This window comes from Pseudomonas sp. 210_17 TE3656 (genome assembly GCF_054821965.1).
Map to the genome: position 1 here is coordinate 4,900,849 of NZ_JBTRBC010000001.1, position 17,413 is coordinate 4,918,261.

Consider the following 17,413-nt stretch of genomic DNA (forward strand, 5'->3'; position numbering starts at 1 on the left):
GGTCACATCCGGAAAATGCCGAAACGGCTTTGTTCGATCGGTGCGTTGAGGGCGGCGGACAACGCCAGGCCAAGAATCTCGCGGGTTTGTGCCGGGTCAATGACACCGTCGTCCCACAAGCGGGCGCTGGAGTAGTAGGGGTGGCCCTGGTGCTCGTACTGGTCGAGGATCGGCTGCTTGAGCCGTGCTTCGTCCTCGGCGCTGAACGGATGGCCACTGCGCTCGCTCTGTTCGCGCTTGACCTGGGCCAGCACGCCGGCCGCCTGTTCGGCACCCATCACGCCGATGCGCGCGTTCGGCCACATCCACAGGAAGCGTGGATCGTAGGCGCGGCCACACATGCCGTAGTTGCCCGCACCGAAACTGCCGCCGATGATCACGGTGAACTTCGGCACCTGGGCGCAGGCCACTGCGGTCACCAGCTTGGCACCGTGCTTGGCGATGCCACCGGCTTCGTATTTCTGCCCGACCATGAAGCCGGTGATGTTCTGCAGGAACAGCAGCGGAATGCCGCGCTGGCAGGCCAGTTCAATGAAGTGCGCGCCTTTTTGCGCAGCTTCGGCGAACAGAATGCCGTTGTTGGCGAGGATCGCTACCGGATAGCCGTGCAGGTGAGCAAAGCCACACACCAGGGTGGTGCCGAACAGCGCCTTGAACTCATCGAACACCGAACCGTCGACCAGGCGGGCAATCACTTCACGCACGTCGAACGGCTGCTTGGCGTCGGCCGGTACCACGCCGTACAGCTCCTGAGCGTCGTACAGCGGTGCAATCGGCGCCTGCCGGGTGAGCTTGCCCAGCTTGTGCCAGTTGAGGTTGGCCACGCAGCGCCGGGCGATGGCCAGGGCATGCTCGTCGTTGTCGGCATAGTGGTCGGCAACGCCACTGGTCTTGCAGTGCACGTCGGCGCCACCGAGGTCTTCGGCGCTCACCACTTCACCGGTCGCCGCTTTGACCAGCGGCGGGCCGGCGAGAAAGATCGTCGCCTGCTGACGGACCATGATCGCCTCGTCGGCCATGGCCGGCACATAGGCGCCGCCCGCGGTGCACGAGCCCATGACCACGGCAATCTGCGGAATCCCCAGGGCACTCATGTTGGCCTGGTTGAAGAAGATCCGCCCGAAGTGCTCGCGGTCCGGGAACACTTCATCCTGACGCGGCAGGTTGGCGCCGCCGGAGTCCACCAGGTACAGGCAGGGCAGGCGGTTCTGCAGGGCAATGGCCTGGGCGCGCAGGTGTTTTTTTACCGTCAGCGGGTAGTAGGAGCCGCCTTTGACCGTGGCGTCGTTGGCCACGATCATGCATTCGACACCTTCGACCCGGCCGATCCCGGCGATCACGCCAGCGGCCGGAACGTCTTCGCCGTACACCGCATGCGCCGCCAGCTGGCCGATCTCGAGGAATGGTGAGCCGGGGTCGAGCAGGCGGTCAATACGCTCGCGCGGCAGCAGTTTGCCCCGCGAGGTGTGGCGCTCCTGGGCTTTGTGGCCGCCGCCCTCGTGGACCTTGGCCAGCAAGGTGCGCAGAGCCTGGACCTGTTCAAGCATGGCCGCGCTATTGGTGGCAAACTCGGCCGAACGCGGGTTGATCTGGGTGTGCAGGGTAGCCATGGGCGCGTTGTCCTTGTGCTCAGCGGGTTTCGTTGAACAGTTCGCGCCCGATCAGCATCCGGCGGATTTCGCTGGTGCCGGCGCCGATCTCGTAGAGCTTGGCGTCGCGCAGCAGGCGACCGGCCGGGAACTCGTTGATGTAGCCGTTGCCACCGAGGATCTGGATCGCTTCGAGGGCCATCTGGGTGGCGCGTTCGGCGGTGTAGAGAATCACCCCGGCAGCGTCCTTGCGCGTGGTTTCGGCGCGATCGCAGGCCTGGGCCACGGCATACAGGTAAGCGCGGCTGGCATTGAGCTGGGTGTACATGTCGGCGATCTTGCCCTGGATCAGCTGGAACTCGCCGATGCTTTGGCCGAACTGCTTACGGTCGTGGATGTACGGCACCACCAGGTCCATACAGGCCTGCATGATCCCGGTCGGGCCGCCGGAGAGCACCACGCGCTCGTAGTCCAGGCCGCTCATCAGCACCTTCACGCCGCCGTTGAGCACACCAAGGATGTTCTCCTTGGGCACTTCGACGTTGTCGAAGAACAGCTCGCAGGTGTTGGAGCCGCGCATGCCCAGCTTGTCGAACTTGTTGCTGCGGCTGAAGCCTTTCCAGTCACGCTCGACAATAAAGGCGGTGATGCCGTGCGGGCCTTTGTCCAGGTCGGTCTTGGCGTAGATCACATAGGTGTTGGCGTCGGGGCCGTTGGTGATCCAGGTCTTGCTGCCGTTGAGGACGAAATGGTCGCCGCGATCTTCGGCGCGCAGCTTCATCGACACCACGTCGGAACCGGCATTCGGCTCGCTCATGGCCAGGGCGCCGATGTGCTCGCCGCTGATCAGCTTGGGCAGGTACTTGGCCTTCTGTTCGGCGTTGCCGTTGCGGTTGATCTGGTTGACGCAGAGGTTGGAGTGGGCGCCGTAGGAGAGGGCGACCGAGGCCGAGCCGCGGCTGATTTCTTCCATGGCCACCACGTGGGCCAGGTAGCCCAGGCCGGCGCCGCCGTATTCTTCGCTGACGGTGATGCCGAGCAGGCCCATGTCGCCGAACTTGCGCCACATATCGGCAGGGAACAGGTTGTCCTGGTCGATCTGCGCGGCGCGCGGCGCCAGCTCGGTGGCAACGAAGGACTGCACCTGGTCGCGCAGCATGTCGATGGTTTCGCCCAGGGCGAAGTTCAGGGTCGGATAATGCATGCGGGCACCTTCTGTTGTTTATTGTTGGAATTTCATCGCGGGGCTGTGGGAGCGGGCTTGCCCCGCGATCAGCAATCACCTTTACGTTAACGTAAACCTGAGCCGTGCGACTGTCAATCTCACCATGACCTTTACGTTAACGTAAATATACGCCAGAGTAAGACCCGCTTGAATCAGCTCCCAGAACAACCACAACAAGGGATCGCCATGAATCAACCGAGCTATACCCAGGGGCGTCAGGACAAGCCCTTGCTGGCCATGACTATCGGCCAGGCGTTTGACAATACCGTGTCACGTTTCGCTGATCGCGAAGCCCTGGTGGTACGCCACCAGCAGCTGCGCTACAGCTGGCAGCAATTGGCTGACAGCGTTGACCATCACGCCCGGGCACTGATGGCCCTGGGCCTGAAGAGCGGCGATCGCCTGGGGATCTGGGCACCGAACTGCGCGCAGTGGTGCATTGCCCAGTTCGCTACAGCGAAGATCGGCGTGATCCTGGTCAACATCAACCCGGCCTATCGCACCAGCGAACTTGAGTATGTGCTCAAACAGTCAGGTTGCCAGTGGCTGATCTGCGCCGGGGCATTCAAAACCTCTGACTACCACGCCATGCTCGCTGAGTTGCTGCCCGACCTTGACGGGCAACAGCCTGGGCAACTGAGTTGCGAACGGTTGCCGGAGCTGCGCGGGCTGATCAGCCTGGATGCCGCGCCGCCTGTGGGCTTTTTGCCCTGGAACGGGTTGGCGGCACTGGCCGGGCAGACCACTTTGGCCGACTACCAGGCCCGCCAGCAAAGCCTGCAGTTCGATCAGCCGGTCAATATCCAGTACACCTCCGGCACCACCGGCTTTCCCAAGGGCGCGACCCTCAGCCATTACAACATCCTCAACAATGGCTACATGGTCGGGGAAAGCCTGGGCCTGAGCGAGCAGGACCGCATGGTGATCCCGGTGCCGTTGTATCACTGCTTCGGCATGGTCATGGGCAACCTGGGCTGCGTCACCCATGGCAGCACCATGATCTATCCCAATGACGCCTTCGACCCCTTGCTCACCCTCGGCACGGTCGCGGAAGAACAGGCCACCGCGCTGTATGGCGTACCGACCATGTTCATCGCCATGCTCGACCATCCCCAGCGCGGCGATTTCGACCTGTCGAGCTTGCGCACCGGGATCATGGCTGGCGCCACTTGTCCGATCGAAGTAATGCGCCGGGTCATCGACCAGATGCACATGAGCGAGGTGCAGATTGCTTATGGCATGACCGAAACCAGCCCGGTGTCCCTGCAAACCGGCGCCGATGACGAGCTGGAACTGCGGGTGACCACGGTCGGGCGCACCCAGCCGCAGCTGGAGAGCAAGATCGTCGACGAACACGGCTGCATCGTCCCGCGTGGGCAGATGGGCGAACTGTGCACGCGCGGTTACAGCGTGATGCTTGGTTACTGGGGCAATCCGGAGGCCACCCATGAGTCCATCGACCCGGCCGGCTGGATGCACACCGGCGACCTGGCGACCATGGATGAAGCGGGTTACGTGTGCATTGCCGGGCGCAACAAGGACATGATCATTCGCGGCGGCGAGAACATCTATCCGCGTGAGCTGGAGGAGTTTTTCTTCACCCACCCGGCAGTGGCGGATGTGCAGGTGATCGGCATTCCGGATGAGCGCTATGGCGAAGAGATCGTGGCCTGGATCAAGTTTCACCCCGGCCACAGCGCCAGCGAGATCGAACTGCAGCAGTGGTGCAAGAGCCGCATTGCCCACTTCAAGACCCCGCGTCACTTCCGCTTTGTCGATGAATTTCCGATGACGGTGACCGGCAAGGTGCAGAAGTTCCGGATGCGCGAAATCAGTATCGAAGAGCTTAGTAGTCGCTGAAATCGGCATCAGGTGGGAGCGGGCTTGCCCCGCGAGGCGATGTGGCTGACAGATTGCAATCGCGGGGCAAGCCCGCTCCCACAGCCCCAACCGCGATACAGGCTATGCTTTCGCTTCCACCGGCGGCTCGTCGCTTGGCGGGTCGCCCACGGTGGGCGGCACGGTCGGCTTGACCGGCAATTCATCGGGTTCTTCATCCGGCTCCACAGGCGGTAATGTCGGGTCGTCTATATTCGGATCGGGCGTTTCTGCCGGGATGGGAATGTTCATGGCCTGACCTCGCAACGGGGCTGGAAATGATCGGGTTCAGTTTTTTCGACTACAGGCAGCTCCAATCGCTCATTTTTTTTGAACCCCACGCTCGCCACCGGCTCTGAACTCTTACCGCCATCTGGTAACGGAGCAACGTTCGATGACCCGCGATGAGCCCTTCGAAACCGACCGCTTGGCCCCGGCAAACGATCAACCCGAGCAGGCCATCAGCCTGTCCCAGGCGCTGCTGGAGCCGCGCATCGTGATCGAGAACACCCAGCCGCTACTCGATGGCGGGTTGTTTGCGGTCAAGGCGGTGGTCGGCGAGACGATCGAGGTGAGCAGCAAGGTCTATGCCGACGGTCATGACGTGCTGGCGGTCCGGCTCAACTGGCGCCAGGCCCACAGCCGGCATTGGCATTGCGTCCCGATGAGCTTTGTCGTCAATGACCTGTGGCAGGCACGGTTCAGCGTGAGCGAGCAGGGGCGGCACCTGTTCAGTATCGAAGCCTGGATCGATCCCTTCGCCACCTATTGCCACGATCTGGAAAAGAAATTCAACGCTGGCCTGGCCGTTCCGCTGGAGCTGCAGGAAGGCTTGGTGTTGCTCGAGCAGAATATCCAGCGCAGTCACGGCCCGCTGCGGGAACAGTTGCAGGCACTGCACCAGGCGTTGCCGGGTCTGCCAGCCGAAGAGCAGGTGGCCCGGCTGCTGCACCCAGACATCGCCGTGTTGATGAGCGAGGCCGACCATCGCACCTATTTGAGCCGCAGCCCCGAATACCCGGTGGATGTGGAGCGCCAGCAGGCCGTATTTGCCAGCTGGTATGAGCTGTTTCCCCGCTCGATCACCGACGATCCCGAACGCCATGGCACCTTCAACGATGTTCATGAACGCTTGCCGATGCTCCGCGACATGGGCTTTGACGTGCTGTATTTCCCGCCGATCCATCCCATTGGCATGCGCTATCGAAAAGGCCGTAACAATGCCTTGGAGGCCGAGCCGGATGACCCGGGCAGCCCTTATGCGATCGGCAGCGAAGAGGGTGGACATGAGGCGATCCATCCGCAGCTGGGCAGTCGCGAGGATTTTCGCCGGCTGGTCGCCGCCGCTGCCGAGCACGGCCTGGAGATAGCCCTGGACTTTGCCATCCAGTGCTCCCAGGACCACCCCTGGCTCAAGGAGCATCCGGGGTGGTTCTCCTGGCGTCCGGACGGCAGCATTCGCTACGCGGAAAACCCGCCGAAAAAGTACCAGGACATCGTCAATGTCGACTTCTATGCCGCAGAAGCCGTGCCGTCGTTGTGGCTGGCCCTGCGCGATGTCGTGCTGGGCTGGGTGCAGGAAGGGGTGAAGATGTTCCGGGTCGACAACCCGCACACCAAGCCGCTGCCGTTCTGGCACTGGATGATCGCCAACATCCGCAGCCGCCACCCCGAGGTGATTTTCCTCGCCGAGGCCTTTACCAAACCGGCAATGATGGCGCGCCTGGGCAAGGTCGGTTACTCCCAGAGCTACAGTTATTTCACCTGGCGCAACACCAAGGCCGAACTGCAAAGCTACTTCGAAGAACTCAACCAGCCGCCGTGGTGCTACTGCTACCGGCCGAATTTCTTCGTCAACACCCCGGACATCAATCCGTTTTTCCTGCATGAATCCGGCCGCGCCGGTTTTCTGATCCGCGCCGCCCTAGCGACCATGGGCTCGGGGTTATGGGGCATGTATTCGGGCTTCGAACTGTGCGAGGCGACACCGATCCCGGGCAAGGAGGAGTACCTGGATTCGGAGAAGTACCAGATCCGTCCGCGGGACTTCAGCCAGCCCGGCAACATCATCGCCGAGATCGCCCAGCTCAACCGCATCCGCCGCCAGAACCCGGCGTTGCAGACGCACCTGGGCGTGGCCTTCTACAACGCCTGGAACGACAGCATCCTGTACTTCGGCAAGCGCACCGCCGCACGCGACAACTTCATCCTGATTGCCGTCAGCCTCGACCCGCACAACGCCCAGGAAGCGCATTTCGAATTGCCGCTGTGGGAGCTGGGCCTGGATGACAACGCCGACACCTTCGGTGAAGACCTGATGACCGGCCACCGCTGGACCTGGCACGGCAAAAGCCAATGGATGCGCATCGAGCCCTGGCATTTGCCATTTGCTGTCTGGCGTATCGAAAAAGCCCTCTAGAAAGGAGTCGAACATGGCCAAGCGAAGCCGCCCGGCAGCCTTCATCGACGACCCGCTGTGGTACAAGGACGCGATCATCTACCAGGTGCACGTCAAATCCTTCTTCGATTCGAACAACGACGGCATCGGTGATTTTCCCGGCCTGATCGCCAAGCTCGACTACATCGCCGGGCTTGGGGTCAACACGCTCTGGCTGTTGCCGTTCTACCCCTCGCCACGCCGCGACGATGGCTACGACATCGCCGAGTACAAGGCCGTGCACCCGGACTACGGCACCCTGGCCGATGTGAAGCGCTTTATCGCCGAGGCGCACAAGCGCGGCCTGCGGGTGATCACCGAGCTGGTCATCAACCACACCTCAGACCAGCATCCCTGGTTCCAGAGGGCCAGGCACGCCAGGCCCGGCAGCAAGGCCCGGGATTTCTACGTGTGGTCCGACACTGACCAGAAGTACGACGGCACGCGGATCATCTTTCTCGACACGGAAAAGTCCAACTGGACCTGGGACCCGGTGGCCGGCCAGTACTTCTGGCACCGCTTCTACTCGCACCAGCCCGACCTCAATTTTGACAACCCGCAGGTGCTCAAGGCGGTCATCGAGGTGATGCGCTACTGGCTCGATCTGGGGATTGACGGCCTGCGCCTGGATGCCATCCCGTACCTGATCGAGCGCGACGGCACCAACAACGAAAACCTGCCCGAGACCCATCAGGTGCTCAAGCAGATTCGCGCCGAGATCGACGCCAACTACCCCGACCGCATGCTCCTGGCCGAGGCCAACCAGTGGCCGGAAGACACCCAGCTGTATTTCGGCGAAGGGCAGGGCGACGAGTGCCATATGGCCTTTCACTTCCCGCTGATGCCGCGCATGTACATGGCCGTGGCCCAGGAAGACCGCTTTCCGATCACCGACATCCTGCGTCAGACCCCGGAGATCCCGGCCAACTGCCAATGGGCGATCTTCCTGCGCAACCACGATGAACTGACCCTGGAAATGGTCACCGACCGCGAGCGTGACTACCTGTGGAATTACTACGCCGAGGACCGCCGGGCGCGAATCAACCTGGGGATTCGCCGGCGCCTGGCGCCGCTGATGCAACGTGACCGGCGGCGGGTGGAGCTGCTCAGCAGTCTGCTGCTGTCGATGCCCGGCACGCCGACCCTGTACTACGGCGACGAGATCGGCATGGGCGACAACATCTACCTGGGCGACCGCGATGGCGTACGTACGCCGATGCAGTGGTCGATCGACCGCAACGGCGGCTTCTCCCGTGCCGACCCTGCGCGCCTGGTGCTGCCACCGATCATGGACCCGCTGTACGGCTTTGCCTCGGTCAATGTCGAAGCCCAGGCGTACGACCCGCATTCGCTGTTGAACTGGAACCGCCGTCTGCTGGCGGTGCGCAAACAGCAAAAGGCCTTTGGGCGCGGCAGCCTGCGCATGCTCTCGCCGAGCAATCGGCGGATTCTGGCCTACCTGCGCGAGTACACCGGCACCGACGGCAAGCGCGAAATCATCCTCTGCGTGGCCAATGTCTCGCGTGCTGCGCAAGCCGCCGAACTCGACCTGTCGCAGTATGCTGACAGCGTGCCGGTGGAGATGCTCGGCGGCAGCGCCTTCCCGCCCATCGGCCAGTTGCCGTTCCTGCTGACCTTGGCGCCCTATGGGTTCTACTGGTTCCTGCTGGCCGCCAAGGACCAGATGCCCAGCTGGCATGTGGAACCGGCGCAGAGCCTGCCGGAGTTCACCACCCTGGTACTGAAAAAGCGCATGGAAGAGCTGCTCGAAGCCCCTGCGCGCAGCACCTTGCAAGACAGCATCCTGCCCCAGTACCTGCCCAAGCGCCGCTGGTTCGCTGGCAAGGAAACCGGTATCGAGCACGTGCAGATCGCGTACGGTGTGCGCTTTGGTACTGCCACGTACCCCGTATTACTGAGTGAGATTGAAGTCACCAGCGCCGGCCAGAGCAGCCGTTACCAATTGCCCTTCGGCTTTGTCGGTGAGGATCAGATCACCAGCGCCCCCCCGCAGCAACTGGCCCTGGCACGGGTCCGGCGTGGACGCCAGGTGGGGCTGATCACCGATGGCTTCGTCCTTGAAAGCTTTATCCATGCCGTGCTGCTTGCCTGCCGGGATGCTGTCCGCCTGCCGTGCGCCGAAGGTGAACTGCGCTTTCACGCCACCGAACAACTGGCAGCCCTGAACCTGGCCGACGATGCCCAGGTGCGCTACCTCTCTGCCGAACAGTCCAACAGCTCGGTGGTGGTCGGCGGCAGCCTGGTGCTCAAGCTGATTCGGCGGATCAATCCCGGGGTACACCCGGAGCTGGAGATGAGCGCCTACCTGACCGCTGCCGGGTTCGGCAATATCTCGCCGTTGCTGGGCTGGGTGAGCCGGGTGGACAGCCAGCAGCCGCATTTGCTGATGATCGCCCAGGGCTATCTAAGCAACCAGGGCGATGCCTGGGACTGGACCCAGAACAACCTTGAGCGCGCCATTCGTGATGAACTGGAGCCTGCAAACGCGGTGCAGGAAGGCCACACCAATGCCTTGCAGGACCTGGCCGGCTTTGCCGCCATGCTCGGCCAGCGTCTGGGTGAAATGCACCTGTTGCTGGCCGCGCCGAGCAAAGATCCGGCGTTCCGGCCGCGGCCCAGCACCGCGCGTGATTGTAAGGCCTGGGGCAAACACATCGGCGCCCAGCTGAGCCGCGCGCTGGAGCTGTTGCAGGCGCATCGGGCGGAGCTGGACAGCGACAGCCAGGCGCTGGTCGACGAGCTTGAGCAGCAACGTCAGGACCTGCTGGCCACTGTCGCCACCTTGAGCGCCCAGGCCCAGGGCGGGCTGTTGATGCGGGTGCACGGCGACCTGCACCTGGGCCAGGTGCTGGTGGTGCAGGGTGATGCCTACCTGATCGACTTTGAAGGTGAACCGGCCCGGCCGCTGGAAGAGCGGCGTGCCAGACACAGTCCATACAAGGATGTCAGCGGCGTGTTGCGATCCTTCGACTATGCTGCTGCCATGGTGCTGCGCAGTGCCTCCAGTGTCGACCTCTCGGACAGTGCCCGCCAGGCCCGTCAGCGAGTCGCCAGGCGTTATCTGCACCAGGCCCGACATGCCTTTGTCGAGGCCTACGGGCTGGCCACCGCGGCCATGCCTCATGCCTGGGAACATGCCGACGGCGAGCGTGCGGCACTGGAACTGTTCAGCCTGGAAAAGGCTGCCTACGAAATTCTGTATGAAGCCGAAAACCGCCCAAGTTGGTTGGCCGTGCCTTTGCATGGCCTGTATGGCCTGACAAGTACCTGGGGAGAAAGCTGAATGAATCAACGCAAGCGCGAGGAAGGCGGGCTGGATCAACGTGACATCGATGCCCTGGTCAGGGCCGAGCATGCTGACCCGTTCGCTGTGCTTGGCCCGCACCCTGATGGTGCAGGCGGCCAGTTTGTCCGCGCCTATTTGCCCAATGCCTTGAGCGTGCAGGCCCTGAGCCGTGACGATGGGCGGCTGCTGGGTGAGCTGGAGCAGCAACCGGTGCCGGGCCTGTTCATTGCCCATCTGCCTGAGCAGCAACCCTATGTGCTGCGGATTCAGTGGGCCAGCGGTGAGCAGGTCACCGAAGACACCTATAGCTTCGGCCCGTTGCTGGGGGACATGGACCTGTACCTGTTCGCCGAGGGCAACCACCGTGACCTTGCCGCCAGCATGGGCGCGCAGCCGCTGCTGATCGACGGTATCGAGGGTGTGCGTTTTTCCGTGTGGGCGCCCAACGCCCGGCGGGTGTCGGTGGTCGGCGACTTCAACAACTGGGACGGCCGGCGCCATCCGATGCGCCTGCGTCATGCCTCAGGTGTGTGGGAGCTGTTCGTACCGCGCCTGCAGGCCGGTGAAGCCTACAAGTACGAAGTACTGGGCCGCGAAGGCATCCTGCCGCTCAAAGCCGATCCCCTGGCGCGGGCCACCGAGTTGCCGCCTAGCACGGCGTCAAAGGTCGCCGGCCCGCTGGCCTATGACTGGCAGGACCAGCAGTGGATGCAGGAACGTGGAGATCGCCAGGCCACCACTGCGCCGCTGTCGATCTACGAATTGCACGCCGGTTCCTGGCAGTGCGAAGTGGACGACACCGGCGAAGTGGCGCGCTTCTACAACTGGCGCGAACTGGCCGAACGCCTGGTGCCCTACATCCAGAAAACCGGCTTCACCCATATCGAGCTGATGCCGATCATGGAGCACCCCTTCGGCGGCTCCTGGGGCTACCAACCGCTTTCGTTGTTTGCGCCTACCGCGCGCTATGGTTCAGCCGAAGACTTCGCCGCCTTTGTCGATGCTTGCCACCAAGCGCAGATCGGCGTGATCCTCGACTGGGTGCCGGCGCATTTCCCCACCGACAGTCATGGCCTGGCGCGTTTCGACGGCACCGCTTTGTATGAATACGAGAACCCGCTGGAAGGCTTTCACCAGGATTGGGACACCCTGATCTACAACCTCGGACGTACCGAAGTGCACGGCTTCATGCTGGCCTCGGCGTTGCACTGGCTCAATCACTTTCATATCGACGGTCTACGGGTCGATGCCGTGGCCTCGATGCTTTACCGCGACTACTCGCGCAAGGCAGGCGAATGGGTGCCCAACCGCCACGGTGGACGCGAGAACCTGGAAGCCATCGATTTTCTCCGCCACCTCAACGACGTTGTCGCCATCGAAGCGCCGGGTGCGCTGATGATCGCTGAAGAGTCCACGGCCTGGCCTGGCGTCAGCCAGCCGACCCAACAGGGTGGCCTGGGTTTTAACTACAAGTGGAACATGGGCTGGATGCACGACACCCTGCACTACATCCAGAACGACCCGATCCACCGCACTTACCACCACAACGAAATGAGCTTCGGCTTGATCTATGCGTATTCCGAGCATTTCATCCTGCCGATTTCCCACGATGAAGTGGTGCATGGCAAACATTCGCTGATCGACAAAATGCCCGGTGACCGCTGGCAGAAGTTCGCCAACCTGCGTGCCTACCTGACCTTCATGTGGGCGCATCCGGGCAAGAAGCTGCTGTTCATGGGCTGCGAGTTTGGCCAGTGGCGTGAGTGGAACCATGACAACGAGCTGGACTGGTACCTGCTCAAGTACCCCGAGCACCTGGGGGTTCAGCGCTTGGTCGGCGACCTCAACCGGCTGTACCGCGATGAGCGTGCGTTGCACGAACAGGACTGCCTGCCGCAAGGCTTCCAGTGGCTGATCGGCGATGATGCGCACAACAGTGTGTATGCCTGGTTGCGCTGGAGTGCCAGTGGCGAACCGTTGCTGGTGGTGGCCAACTTCACCCCCGTGCCGCGGGAGGGGTACCGCATCGGAGTGCCGTTCGGGGAGCGTTGGGTCGAGGTGCTCAACAGCGATGCCGAAGGGTATGCCGGGTCCAACTACGGCAACCTCGGGGAAGTGGCGAGTGAGGCGGTGGCCAGTCATGGGCAGCCGTTGTCGCTGGGGTTGAATCTGCCGCCGTTGGGGGTGTTGATCTTGCGGCCGCATTAAGCGGCTGGAATCTGTTCAGGGTGGGAGCAACTGTCTTGTAGGGGCGGATTTATCCGCGATGGGTCGCAACGCGGCCCCAAAAGATGGGACTGCTGCGCAGTCCATCGCGGATAAATCTGGAACTGTCCCATGACAACGGACGCCAAGAAGCGATACTTACATCGCTAACTTGGAGGTTCCCATGTACCCACCAAACCGCCGTAGCTATACCGACGAATTCAAGGCCCAAGCTGTTGCACTGGCTGAAACGGTCGGCAGAACCGAAGCCGCTCGTCAGCTAGAGATGTCTGTTAAGACGCTGGATAACTGGGTCGATGCGTCACGCAAAGGTCTTCCGTTGAGTTCACCAGAGCGTCAACCTGTTACCAAAGAGAGCAGCGAGCTGGCGCGATTACGGGCCGAAAATGCTGAACTCAAAATGGAGCGTGAAATCCTAAAAAAGGCGGCGGTATTCTTTGCCAAAGAGTCCAGGTGAGATACGCCTTCGTCGCTAAAGAGCGGGCTCAGTTCCCGGTGCGTTTGTTGTGCCGGGTGTTGGGCGTGTCAGCTTCAGGATTTTACGATTACCTAAACCGCCCGGTTCGCCCGGATCCAGACAAACAGATTCGAATTGATCTGCGCAGGATCCATGCGGCCAGTCGAAGCACCTACGGGCGGCCACGGTTGGTCGAGGCATTGCGTCAGATACCTCATCGAGTCGGCCACAAACGGGTTACGCGGCTGATGCACGAGGAAGGTATCCATGGCAAATCCAAGGCTCGCTTCCGGCCCCAGACCACGGACAGTCGCCACTTCCAGCCTGTCGTACGCAATGTGCTTGACCGTCAGTTTTCGGTACAGAGTGCCAATCCAGCCTGGGTGAGCGACATCACCTACATTTCAACCCGAGAAGGCTGGCTGTACCTGGCGGTGGTCTTGAGCATCCAGACCCGCCAGGTGCTGGGCTACAGCTTGGCGGACAGGATGCCGGATGATTTGGTTGAGCGCGCATTTATCAACGCTTGGAACGCCAGTTTGGGGGCTTCTGGGGTTGTGTTCCATTCCGACCAGGGACGCCAATATACGAGCAGCAAATTTCGCCAAGCATTGGCCGAAAAAGGCTTTACGCAGAGCATGAGCCGCAAAGGAAACTGCTGGGACAATGCCGTCGCTGAAAGCTTTTTCGCTACGCTTAAGAAGGAAGAAGCAAGTGGGGTCTATCAGAGCAAGAGGCTAGCTTATGGGGCAATCGCGAGCTACATCCATGGTTTCTACAACAGCAGTCGGCTGCATTCGGCGTTGGGTTATCGTTCACCGAACGCTTATGCAAAGGGCTTGAGGCAGAAGCCTTAACACCCAGCTTCTTGGCGTCCGCTGCCAAGGGACAGTTCCAATCCGCTCCTACAGGCTGCCCTTTCTTGATCCCCATCAACCGCATTCACCCCCCCAACCCTGTAGGCTCAAATCCAGGTATAGAACGCGAGCCAAGAGGGTCCAATGATCTACCCATTGCTGTTGACCCTTCACCTGTTCGCCGCCCTGATCTTCATCGGCACGGTGTTCTTCGAGGTGCTGTTCCTGGAACACATCCGCAAACAGCTGCCCGCCAAGCTCATGTTGTTGCTCGAACAGGCCGTTGGCCAACGCGCCCGGCAACTGATGCCCTGGGTGTTACTGGTGCTGTTCGGCGCCGGGGCAGGGATGGTCTGGCTACGCTACCTGCCGTTGCTCGAAGCGCCATCAAGTTCATCATTCGGCACCTTGTTGCTGGCCAAGATTGTGCTCGCCGCCAGCGTGCTGGTGCATTTTCTCGGCGCCATGCTGCTGTTCAAGACCGAGCGCATGACAGCCCGCTGGGTGAAGTTCATTCATGCCAGTGTATTTACCCACCTGGTGCTGATCGTCTTGCTGGCCAAAGGCATGTTCTACCTGAGCTGGTAGGCATGCCACCGGCGCTTGATGCAAATCAAGGCGCTCAGGGCGTTATCGGCAGACACTGAAACTCCGCAGCCCGTCTCGGAGCTCCCGTCATGCTCGATGTCCTTCACCCCCGTAACGAGCAGGTCGTTAGATGCGATCAAGGCGTGCTCGATCCCAACAGTTATGTCGACGTCCGCAGGTTTCATGGCGGTGTCGGTTCGCTGGATGTGTTGCGCGCGCTACGCAGCAGCCGCCAGCAGCAGCGGCCGTTATCGTTGAATGTGCAGGTGCCGACCTGCTTGCGCACGGACAGTCAATCCGTCGAAGCCTATCTGCAAGCCCTGGCCCGGGAGATCGACCTGGTGGGGTGCCACCTGGGCACGCAACAACGGGTCGAGCAATTTCACCTGGGCGGTAGCACGCCTGCACCTGAGCAACTGCAGCGGCTAATGGCCCAACTGCACAAGCGCTTCAACTTTCTCACCCATGAGAGCGGCGACTACAGCGTCGATGTCGATCTGCACCACACCACATGGGCAACCATGGGGTTGTTGCGCGATCAGGGTTTCAATCACGTCAGCATCGGCGTGCCGGATATCGGTGAGGGCAGCGAGCTGTCGCAGGACTGCTATCAGAACCCGGCGCCGATCAATTCGCTGATCGATGCCGCACGGACCTTTGATTACCGCTCGGTGAGTGTCGATCTGGGCTACGGCCACGCCTGGCAGACCCCGGCGAGCTTTGCCCTGAAACTGACCACCCTGATTGAGCTGGAACCCGACCGCCTGCAGGTGTTCGACTACGCTCATCCGCCGCTGCGCTATGCCCGATGTGCCCAGCGCACCGCCAGTAGCGAGCAGGACAAGGCGATGATGCGACGCATCTGCTTCGAGCTGTTGCTTGCGGCAGGGTATCAGCACATCGGCCTGGGGCAGTTCGTCCGCCCGGATGACGACCTGGCGATTGCCCAGGAACGTGGTCGTCTGCGCCGCAACTGTCAGGGCTTTACCCGTTATGGCTATTGCGATCATGTCGGCTTCGGCCTGGGCGCGATCAGCCAGCTCGATGCGCTGTATGCGCAGAACACCGAGGTGCTGAGTGATTACCTGGAACAAATGCAACAGGGCCAGCTGGCCACTGCGCGCGGTTGGCGCTGCGAGGACAGCGACCAGGTCAGGCAGCGGGTCATGGAGCGTCTGGCCTGTGACCTGCAACTGGATATCCGGGCCATTGAAACCCGCTACGGCCTGAATTTTCAGCAGTACTTTCCGACGGCATGGCGGCGGCTGGAGGCCATGAGCCACGCAGGGCTGGTTGAACTGAGCGAGGGCTTGATCAGCATCCTGCCCGCCGGCCGCCTGGAAATTGATGCAATCTGCCAGCTGTTCGAACAGGAGGTGAACAATTCGGCGCTTTCGTCCCGACACGAGTGGATCGATCATGATGCCTGCCTTTGATTTCAACCGCGCCCTGGTCAAGAAGTACGACCGGCCGGGGCCACGCTATACCTCCTATCCCACCGCGCCGCAGTTCCATGAGGCCTTCGCCGTCGATGATTACCTGCAGGCGGCGCATGCCAGCAATCAGGCGGCGAGCCCCAAGCCGTTGTCGGCTTATATCCACATTCCGTTCTGCCAGAGCCTTTGCTACTACTGCGCCTGCAACAAGATCATCACCCGCAAGACCCATCGCGCGACCGAGTACCTGGCGTACCTGAAGCGTGAAATCGCCATGCAAGGGGCGTTGTTCGATCGCCGTCGCAAACTCACCCAGTTGCACCTGGGTGGCGGCACGCCGACCTACCTGACCGGCGAGCAACTGGCCGAACTGATGGACAGCCTGCGTCAGGCGTTCAACCTCGACGACAGTGACAACCACGAGTTCTCCATCGAGGTCGACCCGCGCACCATCAGTACCGAACAGATCCAGCTGCTACGCGGCCTGGGCTTCAACCGCTTGAGTTTCGGCGTGCAGGATTTCGATGCGGATGTGCAGGCGGCGGTCAATCGCCAGCAAAGCGAAGAACAGATTTATGCCCTGGTCGCGGCGGCGCGTCAGGCGCAGTTCAAATCGGTCAGCGTCGACCTGATCTACGGCCTGCCGCTGCAGACGGTGCAGAGCTTCGACGTCACCCTGAGCAAGATCATCGCCTTGCGCCCGGACCGTATTGCCGCCTACAGCTACGCCCATCTTCCCGAGCTGGTGCGCGCACAGCGGATGATCCGCCCCGAGGACATGCCACCGCCGGAGCGCAAGCTGGAGCTGCTGGAACTGACCATCCGCCGTCTGACCGAAGCCGGTTACGTGTACATCGGCATGGACCATTTCGCCTTGCCGGATGACGAGCTGACCCTGGCGCGGGCCAATGGCACGCTGCAGCGCAACTTTCAGGGCTACTCGACCCATGCCGATTGCGACCTGATCGGCCTCGGCGTGTCGGCGATCGGCAAGGTGGGGGATAGCTATAGCCAGAGTGTGAAGCTGCTGTCGCAGTATTACGCGCGGCTGGATCAAGGCATGTTGCCGGTGCAGCGCGGTTACCGCCTGAATCCGGATGACCTGCTGCGACGCGAAGTGATCAACGCGCTGATGTGTCACGGCCGGATCGACTTCGGCACCTTCGAAGCTTCCCACGGCATCCGTTTCCATGACTACTTCGCCGAGGCACTTGAGCAACTGGCCGAACAGGTGGATGACCACTTGCTGGCACTGGAGCCCGGTGCACTGCAGCTATTGCCCCAGGGGCAGCTGATGATGCGCAACACCGCCATGGCCTTCGACGCCTACCTTGGCGGCGGGCGCAAGGGCCAGTTTTCGCGCACGGTCTGAGGCTGCTTGACGGCGATCAAGTTTGCCCCGCGCGGCGCTTG

The 17,413-nt window shown here is 61.9% G+C and carries 12 protein-coding genes; 9 read left to right on the top strand and 3 right to left on the bottom strand.

Annotated features, from left to right (window positions below; genetic code table 11):
• Positions 1 to 2: 2 nt before the first annotated feature.
• Positions 3 to 1,610, bottom strand: a complete 1,608-nt coding sequence (locus ACVI9W_RS22780) for a carboxyl transferase domain-containing protein (RefSeq protein ID WP_461531298.1) — start codon at positions 1,608 to 1,610, stop codon at positions 3 to 5.
• Positions 1,611 to 1,629: 19 nt separating this feature from the next.
• Entirely contained in the window at positions 1,630 to 2,793 is a 1,164-nt protein-coding gene (locus tag ACVI9W_RS22785; RefSeq protein WP_461531299.1) for an isovaleryl-CoA dehydrogenase, read from the bottom strand.
• A 207-nt stretch (positions 2,794 to 3,000) separates the two neighbouring features.
• Here ACVI9W_RS22785 and ACVI9W_RS22790 point away from each other — a divergent pair, with 207 nt between their 5' ends.
• Positions 3,001 to 4,674 (top strand): AMP-binding protein, encoded by a 1,674-nt coding sequence (locus ACVI9W_RS22790; protein ID WP_461531300.1) that lies wholly within the window; start codon positions 3,001 to 3,003, stop codon positions 4,672 to 4,674.
• Positions 4,675 to 4,776: 102 nt separating this feature from the next.
• On the opposite strand, the gene ACVI9W_RS22795 is transcribed toward ACVI9W_RS22790, so the two are convergent.
• The gene (locus tag ACVI9W_RS22795) at positions 4,777 to 4,944 is read right to left on the bottom strand and encodes a hypothetical protein (RefSeq protein ID WP_422419743.1); all 168 of its coding nucleotides are present in this window, start codon (positions 4,942 to 4,944) and stop codon (positions 4,777 to 4,779) included.
• 142 nt (positions 4,945 to 5,086) lie between these two features.
• Between ACVI9W_RS22795 and ACVI9W_RS22800 the strand changes: the two genes are divergently transcribed.
• From ACVI9W_RS22800 to hemN, 8 genes are all read left to right on the top strand, one after another.
• Positions 5,087 to 7,111 (top strand): alpha-1,4-glucan--maltose-1-phosphate maltosyltransferase, encoded by a 2,025-nt coding sequence (locus ACVI9W_RS22800; RefSeq protein ID WP_461531301.1) that lies wholly within the window; start codon positions 5,087 to 5,089, stop codon positions 7,109 to 7,111.
• A gap of 13 nt (positions 7,112 to 7,124) precedes the next feature.
• Complete coding sequence (gene treS / locus ACVI9W_RS22805; protein WP_461531302.1) at positions 7,125 to 10,433, top strand: maltose alpha-D-glucosyltransferase; 3,309 nt, start codon at positions 7,125 to 7,127, stop codon at positions 10,431 to 10,433.
• Entirely contained in the window at positions 10,434 to 12,644 is a 2,211-nt protein-coding gene (gene glgB, locus ACVI9W_RS22810; protein WP_461531303.1) for a 1,4-alpha-glucan branching protein GlgB, read from the top strand.
• 181 nt (positions 12,645 to 12,825) lie between these two features.
• A complete protein-coding gene (locus tag ACVI9W_RS22815; RefSeq protein WP_038608001.1) occupies positions 12,826 to 13,119 on the top strand; it encodes a transposase in 294 nt (97 codons plus the stop codon).
• Positions 13,116 to 13,976, top strand: a complete 861-nt coding sequence (locus tag ACVI9W_RS22820; RefSeq protein ID WP_461531304.1) for an IS3 family transposase — start codon at positions 13,116 to 13,118, stop codon at positions 13,974 to 13,976. The genes ACVI9W_RS22815 and ACVI9W_RS22820 overlap by 4 nt, the downstream gene beginning before the upstream one ends.
• 144 nt (positions 13,977 to 14,120) lie before the next feature.
• Positions 14,121 to 14,564: a CopD family copper resistance protein gene (locus ACVI9W_RS22825; protein ID WP_191832077.1), complete on the top strand. Its 444-nt coding sequence runs from the start codon at positions 14,121 to 14,123 to the stop codon at positions 14,562 to 14,564.
• A gap of 89 nt (positions 14,565 to 14,653) precedes the next feature.
• Positions 14,654 to 16,000, top strand: coding sequence for an oxygen-independent coproporphyrinogen III oxidase (locus ACVI9W_RS22830; protein WP_461531305.1), 1,347 nt, complete (start codon positions 14,654 to 14,656; stop codon positions 15,998 to 16,000).
• The gene (gene hemN, locus ACVI9W_RS22835) at positions 15,984 to 17,372 is read left to right on the top strand and encodes an oxygen-independent coproporphyrinogen III oxidase (RefSeq protein ID WP_461531306.1); all 1,389 of its coding nucleotides are present in this window, start codon (positions 15,984 to 15,986) and stop codon (positions 17,370 to 17,372) included. The genes ACVI9W_RS22830 and hemN overlap by 17 nt, the downstream gene beginning before the upstream one ends.
• The last annotated feature ends 41 nt before the right edge of the window (positions 17,373 to 17,413 follow it).

Excerpts from the sequence above, each read along its gene's own strand:
- ACVI9W_RS22815 (WP_038608001.1), top strand. The coding sequence starts at position 12,826 with ATGTACCCACCAAACCGCCGTAGCTATACCGACGAATTCAAGGCCCAA.
- treS (WP_461531302.1), top strand. The coding sequence starts at position 7,125 with ATGGCCAAGCGAAGCCGCCCGGCAGCCTTCATCGACGACCCGCTGTGG.
- ACVI9W_RS22780 (WP_461531298.1), bottom strand. The coding sequence starts at position 1,610 with ATGGCTACCCTGCACACCCAGATCAACCCGCGTTCGGCCGAGTTTGCC.
- glgB (WP_461531303.1), top strand. The coding sequence starts at position 10,434 with ATGAATCAACGCAAGCGCGAGGAAGGCGGGCTGGATCAACGTGACATC.
- ACVI9W_RS22790 (WP_461531300.1), top strand. The coding sequence starts at position 3,001 with ATGAATCAACCGAGCTATACCCAGGGGCGTCAGGACAAGCCCTTGCTG.
- ACVI9W_RS22825 (WP_191832077.1), top strand. The coding sequence starts at position 14,121 with ATGATCTACCCATTGCTGTTGACCCTTCACCTGTTCGCCGCCCTGATC.
- ACVI9W_RS22785 (WP_461531299.1), bottom strand. The coding sequence starts at position 2,793 with ATGCATTATCCGACCCTGAACTTCGCCCTGGGCGAAACCATCGACATG.
- hemN (WP_461531306.1), top strand. The coding sequence starts at position 15,984 with ATGATGCCTGCCTTTGATTTCAACCGCGCCCTGGTCAAGAAGTACGAC.
- ACVI9W_RS22795 (WP_422419743.1), bottom strand. The coding sequence starts at position 4,944 with ATGAACATTCCCATCCCGGCAGAAACGCCCGATCCGAATATAGACGAC.
- ACVI9W_RS22800 (WP_461531301.1), top strand. The coding sequence starts at position 5,087 with ATGACCCGCGATGAGCCCTTCGAAACCGACCGCTTGGCCCCGGCAAAC.
- ACVI9W_RS22830 (WP_461531305.1), top strand. The coding sequence starts at position 14,654 with ATGCTCGATGTCCTTCACCCCCGTAACGAGCAGGTCGTTAGATGCGAT.